Here is a 6,072-nt window from a genome sequence, read left to right as displayed (position 1 = left end):
AGATCGACATTCCGCCGGGCCATGATCGTGCGCAACGCTGCGAGCCGCGAGCGGTATTCTTCGATGGGAAAGCGCGGCGGGAAGATTAGAGGCTCTGCCATAAGATACCCGTTCTAGCGCCTAGTTGAGCCGAAATGAAGATTTCTGCCCGGTTGATGTAGGTGCGGTCGCACGCTGCATGGCCCTCAAGAACTTCTCAACCTCCAAATGCTGGTAGGCGAGCGACGTTCTCATGCAGGTGTGTCCGGACGAGCGTCTAGCATATTATCATCCCCGCGCTCTCGACCGCCTGGCGGAATGGACGCAGCGCTCATCTCCGAACGCAAAGAAGCACGCATGGTTCGTCCCTTTTGCCCAATCTGCGAGAGCGCTGGACACCGAATACGAACTGCCAGGCTGCAATCGAGATATTGTAATGGCCCGCATCGAAGAGTCCCGATCGACTTTGCAATCGGCGACAAATCAGCTCCAAATGCTACTCGGAGGCGCGACCAAGCTTAACAATGAAAATATCTCGCTGGTGAAAGTCCTGAGATGGTCGCCGCTAGCCGGGCAGGCCTTCAGGCACAGGACATAGCGCGAGTGATCGTCGACGATGGTCAGCGGATGGCATCGTGTCCCGTCGGCGAGCGGCAGGTGGACCTTGAAGTCCATCTGCCACAACAGATTGGGAGCTTCCTTCTCGAAGCGGTGCCCCGGATTTGGCGGCGCATTCTCGCTCGGTTTGACCCGACCGTTCCGACACAGGATCCGGTGCACCGTTGACGGTACAGGTACCGTTTGGCCGTCTCGCTTCAGATAATGGCCGATCTTGCGCGCTCCCCAGGCTGGATGCTTGTCGCGCATCGCCAGCACCTGCGTCTCGATTGCGGCGTCGCTGCGTTTGGGCATTGCATGCGGCCGGCGCGAGCGGTCGGCTAGCTCCCGATCGCCAGCTTGCCAGCGAGATAACCACTTGTAGCCGACGTCAGGACTGATGTTGAACCGCCGGCAGAGCTCGCGTCGGTTGGCGCCCTCCTGCAAGGCAAGCCGCACAAACTCATGGCGCTGATCCATTACTGACACCCCGCTCCAGGGCATGGTCGGCCTCCCGAATCGGAACCAATCCAGCCCATGTTGATGTGTCAGCTATGTCTCCGAACACCCGTCAGTGATCTGTCCGGGCTAAACAGGGATGGTTCGCGCAAAACATACCTGAGAAGCACGAAAAACGCCGCTAATCGGCAGATGGAATAGTCTATCCAGCGCTAGGTTTTTGCAAAGAAACTCAAAAACGGCTCGGGCCGGCAAAGATGGATGTCCCAGCGAGGACCTTATGAAGGTTGCACATAGTTCGCGGTCGATCGATATCGCCAAGGGTTGGTCGGGCGATGTTGTTTTTGCCGGACGAAACCTATCGACGGGGAGGACGATCCGCTGGCAGGCGGAAAAATCGACCGCGACCGCTAGTTGCATCAAACTTCAGATCCTTGTCGCGCTTATGAGCGAGGTGGAAAAAGGAACGCAATCGCTCGAGCGGCTCATCACAGTTAATGCTACAGATATTGTAAGCGGATCGGGCGTTCTGAAACACCTTTCCTCCGGCCTGACTATGTCGCTCCGCGATCTCGCGACGCTCATGATAATCCTAAGCGATAATTCCGCCACTCATATTGTCATCGACCTGCTCGGCCTCGACACCATCAACAACGTCGTTTCTGAAATCGGGCTGACGTCGACCCGGCTTCTCAACCGATTCGACGCGGTGAGCACCGCCGAGGACTTCCTTACGATGCTGACCGCTATCGCTGAGGGCCGGCTGATCAGCGCACGGGTTTCACAAAGCATCCGGGAAATCATGTCGCGCCAATTCTACATCGACCTCTTGCCTCGCAAATTGAGTTTCAATCCGTATGCTAAGGACCGCGGGACGCACCCTGAACTTACCGTTGCTGGTAAGACTGGGTTCGTCTCAGGGTTCCGCGGCGACGCAGTCATTGTCGAGCGGCGCGGCATTACGATCGTCATGACGGCCTTCGCGAGCGGAGACGATTTGTCATTCCTGCCCGATAATGCGGTGGCGCGCTTCATGGGCGATCTCGGCGAGGCCCTTTTTGCGGACCTGACATCGGGGTGATTCAACATGATCGGTTGCATTGGTTCGATGCGTGATGATCGGGACTTCGCGCGTTCGAAGGGTATGAACGTCAGGTCTGGCTTCTGCGAGCGCATCTTTCAGCGGTTACGGTTGGCGCTGCTGTTAGAGGCGGATGTTATGGAACTGCCTTGCAGTGCGATCGCGGCTGGGCGCGATGCGCGGAGTTGTTTGAAAATAAATGGGTCCTGGGACTGGATAGACAATACCTCGCCTTGCAAAACGCTCAGCGGGCCGGCGCTCTAGTTTGTGGCGTTTACATATTCCCACAGTGAAAACCAGTATGCTCGCACCTGCGGCGTAGCTTGTGGAAGACTTTATGCCGGAATGCAGCTCGCTCGATGGTGAGGCAACGCTGACCTACTGTCAAAACACCCCGGCCCATGGGCCGGGGCTTTCGATCTGCCGCTTGAACGACTGATCAATATTTCAGCAGGATCGGACCGCCGAACTTATAGTTGAGCCGTGCAGTCAGAAGATTGAAATCCTGACGGATGCGATCGGTCCCACCAGCGGGCGCGGCGAAAGTCACCGTGGCGGGCTGCATGAATAGGTGATCGTACTCGAAGCCAACCGACCAGTTCGGTGCGAAACCGTACTCGACGCCGGCTCCCAAAGCGCCGCCCCAAAGAACGTGTTCGCTGTTCCCAAGCTGCGCGCCCGTGAGGGTCGAGCTGATCTGATAGGTGTTGCTCGTGACTGCGGCGCCGCCTTTGGCGTAAAGCAGTACGTTGTCGAAGGCATAGCCAATCTGCCCCGTCATGAGACCGAACGCATCAATCTTGGTCTGGTTGATATCGGCAAACGCGATGCTGTGATTGGACCCGGCCAAATCAGCCCAGTTCCCCTGGCCTTCAACACCCAGCACGATCTGGCCCGCCTGCCATCGATAGCCGATCTGGCCACCAACCGTCACGCTGGTCGCATCATGACAGCCCTCAGGTGTGCCGCCATCGAAATCCCAACAATTCGAGCTTGAGCCCAAGCCACCGTTCACGCCGAGATAGTAGCCACTCCAGTCGTAGATTACAGCCGCGACTGGCTGCGGAGCTTCCGTGTAGAGAGGCCGGACGGGCTGCGCAGCGAGATCCGCGCCGAATGCGCGCGCCACCGCGCCAAGCGCCACAATGCTCACAGTCGCAAGCAACAACTTCTTCATTTCTACTCTCATCTCTTCAGTGCCCCGAGCCTCGTGCGTCTTAACAACGTCCGCGCGAATTGCTGTAACTGCACCGCAACATGCGCGCCCAAAGCAATCGTCGAACCGAACGCTGCGTCAGGTTGCGGCATTGCAGATCATCTCCAACCGCGTCGCAATGCTCGGTCGCGTGCGGACACAGGTAGCTTACGCGTTGACGAAAAGCGGGCTGCTGATCTCAGCGGATTAAGCGCACCGCAAGCCAGATGATCCCCAGCCACACCGCAACCGAGAGGAGCAAAGCGCTTTGCAACGTCGTTGCTCTTGTCCTGTGACGCCATCGAAGGAGCTGCGATGAGCAGCCGATGAAGCGCCGGCCCCGTACAACAGCTATCACATCATCATAATCAGCGAACCGGAAGTGCGAGCGATGCTTGCGAATATACGCCAGCCGCTCAGTGGGTGAGAGGCACTGTGCCCACACCTCCCATGCTTCGTCATCAAAACACGCGCTATTCTCAAGGACTTCGGCGAGGCGATCGTCGGGCTTCATGATGCATCCGCTGTACTGACTCTCGCGGATCGAGTTCTACGAAGAAAGCCTCACCTTCGAAACCTCTCCGTTTAGGTAGGCTAGTTCAGCGAATCGAACTTGGCCAGGAAGCATTGGTCAAGGTCAACTCCGCGTTGATCCTGGCGCGAGATGAAATTCGAACTCGTGCGAAGGCTCTGGATCTCTCTTTTCGCCCATGCAGATCGCGACGGCATCGAAGTGCTGTAGATGCCGGAGGAGTGAAATGTCCTGGTCGACGCTGCCCAAATCGTGCTTGCCGTTGCATTCAGTTCAAGCGCTAGCTCGCGTGCCAGACATATCTTCTCCGCGGTTCGCGCCGGCGCTGATCGGAATTCGGTCCGGCATTAGCTTCGCACATGCTAAGATCACACAGATGTACGTTGTCTGGCCGAGGGCCGGCTGCGAATCCACCGCCGCCGACCCGATGATCCGCGAAGGGCCGACTCGCAGTCTTCACCGCCCAGTGTCTCGGGTCAAATCGGCGATCAGACGTTACACCGTGCTGTTGGGACTGATTCCGCGCGAACATTCGCTGGGGTCCACTCTGCCTTGCGAATCTGTGCTCGACGAGTTGCCGCCGGTTGGCGTGCGCCCTCGCGTGGCCCATCGACAATTTCCTTGTTTGAGCGAGGCCGAATACAGCGTTAGGAACTACGGCGTGCGGGAACGTGGAGCGGCGGCGGAGCAGAAGTGCCGGAATGAAAGAGAGCACCATAGAGCCGGGCGCGCTCACGTCGTTTGCGAGAACGCCAACTGCGCACGGCGTAGCCTAATCCAAAGCCGCCGAAGAAGATTATAGTGAGAAAAAGGAGTGCTGTTGTCATCTCGATGTCTGAACCCGAGGATTGCTTTGATGTGTTACGTCACACTCCCGCCATCAGTGGTTGACTAGTTCGTCGGCGCGAGGCGGCGGATGCCTCGTTCCTACAACGTGACGCTACGTCCGATTCAAGTCCCTTCGGCTACTCCCAGCCAAAATGTATTCTAACTCGAGGTGGCCTGCGGCAGTGTGCGCGAGCCAGGCATAGTCTGCAGATGCGCGAAACAGCCCACGCCGTGATCGTTGTAGGAAACGACATTTGTTATGGGCTGGTATCTGTGGTTTGGTCAGAGTGGCGCGCTTCTCTCGGCAGCATTGCCCCACCCGCCCTGGGGAGAACGGAGAAGACGTTCGGCGGCAGCTGAAACGCGGACGAGGCTAGCCATCTCACTGCGCAGTCGGTGTGCTGTTAGGACACCTGGACTATTCGCGTCGGGGCGGCCGGTAGGCGGTCGCATTGCGGTGCAAGGCGTACCGCACTTATCCTCTGAGACCGAGGGCCTAAGTTACAGGGTTGTTGACTTGAGGATGCCGAACAGGTGGTCCTGCCACCTGTCCCGCGGCCTGCCTGCTGACGAGACGAATCTGTTAGGAAAAGGAGGCTGCCTGCATACACATCACTCGGCGATCTCGAAGGGACCGCCGGTTATCAAAACTAGGGCGATGTCTTCTTTAATACCCGTTCGAGTGACTTAACCTGCGCCTTATGCAGAATTCCGCCAGGTGCTAGGTGGAACCTCGATTTGATTAGAGGAGGAAGAGTTGAACGTGTGATCGATCAAATCGCCAAGAACGCAGGCGCCATGATTTGGATCGGACCTGACTTCATGTGTCGTTCCCCGAGCTAGAACAAGTTTGGCGATTTGCGTGCGATTGGCGATAGTACGGCGATCTGGCGGTAAAGCTGCGACTGCCTCGTCGAAAAGTTTAGCTAGGATGCGGAGGTCTTCTGGATAGAAGAGGTCACCGTGTTTTTCCGCTGGGACTGTTCGCCGACTGGCGCTCGCCTCGTCTATCGCGCCGAGTTCCAGTTTTGCCGCGACCAGTTCGCTTGTGAGTTCGTCGAGCAGCTTGACCGCTCCGAGCGCGAATTGTTCCTGGCAGATCAGTTGAGCCACGACTTCCAATTGGAGAGCAATGTGGTGCTCAAGGTGCTGAATGCGCGACGTGCAAACAATCTCCTTCGGTTTATCGGTTTTGGGGGCCGGGTACAAAAAGTTGCCATGCCTTCCATTTTCGTCGGGCAAATCTGGTGATTTGCGCGAGAGCCAGTCGCTGTTGCTCAAGGTACAGAGCGCATAGGCTTTCATCGGGAGCAGGAGGAAGATGTTGATCGGGGTGTGCAGCGCGAATCCGAGAAATCGAAGCTCGCCGGCGCGAAGGGCCGCCACGCTGCATCGAACCAT

General features: G+C 57.6%; 4 protein-coding genes and 1 pseudogene. 1 reads left to right on the top strand and 4 read right to left on the bottom strand.

What is annotated here, in order from left to right; translation table 11 throughout:
* Positions 1 to 462: 462 nt before the first annotated feature.
* Positions 463 to 1,080 carry a helix-turn-helix domain-containing protein gene (locus tag ABIB73_RS37430; protein ID WP_354232471.1) on the bottom strand — a complete coding sequence of 206 codons (618 nt, stop codon included), beginning with the start codon at positions 1,078 to 1,080 and terminating at the stop codon, positions 463 to 465.
* Positions 1,081 to 1,315: 235 nt separating this feature from the next.
* Here ABIB73_RS37430 and ABIB73_RS37425 point away from each other — a divergent pair, with 235 nt between their 5' ends.
* The gene (locus ABIB73_RS37425) at positions 1,316 to 2,116 is read left to right on the top strand and encodes a serine hydrolase (protein WP_354232469.1); all 801 of its coding nucleotides are present in this window, start codon (positions 1,316 to 1,318) and stop codon (positions 2,114 to 2,116) included.
* A gap of 439 nt (positions 2,117 to 2,555) precedes the next feature.
* On the opposite strand, the gene ABIB73_RS37420 is transcribed toward ABIB73_RS37425, so the two are convergent.
* The 3 genes and pseudogenes from ABIB73_RS37420 to ABIB73_RS37410 all read right to left on the bottom strand — a co-directional run.
* Positions 2,556 to 3,293 carry an outer membrane protein gene (locus tag ABIB73_RS37420; protein ID WP_354232467.1) on the bottom strand — a complete coding sequence of 246 codons (738 nt, stop codon included), beginning with the start codon at positions 3,291 to 3,293 and terminating at the stop codon, positions 2,556 to 2,558.
* A 217-nt stretch (positions 3,294 to 3,510) separates the two neighbouring features.
* Positions 3,511 to 3,825 carry a hypothetical protein gene (locus ABIB73_RS37415; protein ID WP_354232465.1) on the bottom strand — a complete coding sequence of 105 codons (315 nt, stop codon included), beginning with the start codon at positions 3,823 to 3,825 and terminating at the stop codon, positions 3,511 to 3,513.
* 2,067 nt (positions 3,826 to 5,892) lie between these two features.
* Positions 5,893 to 6,072, bottom strand: a pseudogene (locus tag ABIB73_RS37410) (chitooligosaccharide synthase NodC); the annotation flags it as partial.

The sequence above is a fragment of the Bradyrhizobium sp. F1.4.3 genome (genome assembly GCF_040548375.1).
Taxonomy (GTDB): Bacteria; Pseudomonadota; Alphaproteobacteria; order Rhizobiales; family Xanthobacteraceae; genus Bradyrhizobium.
This window is presented reverse-complemented; position numbering and strand designations above follow the sequence as displayed.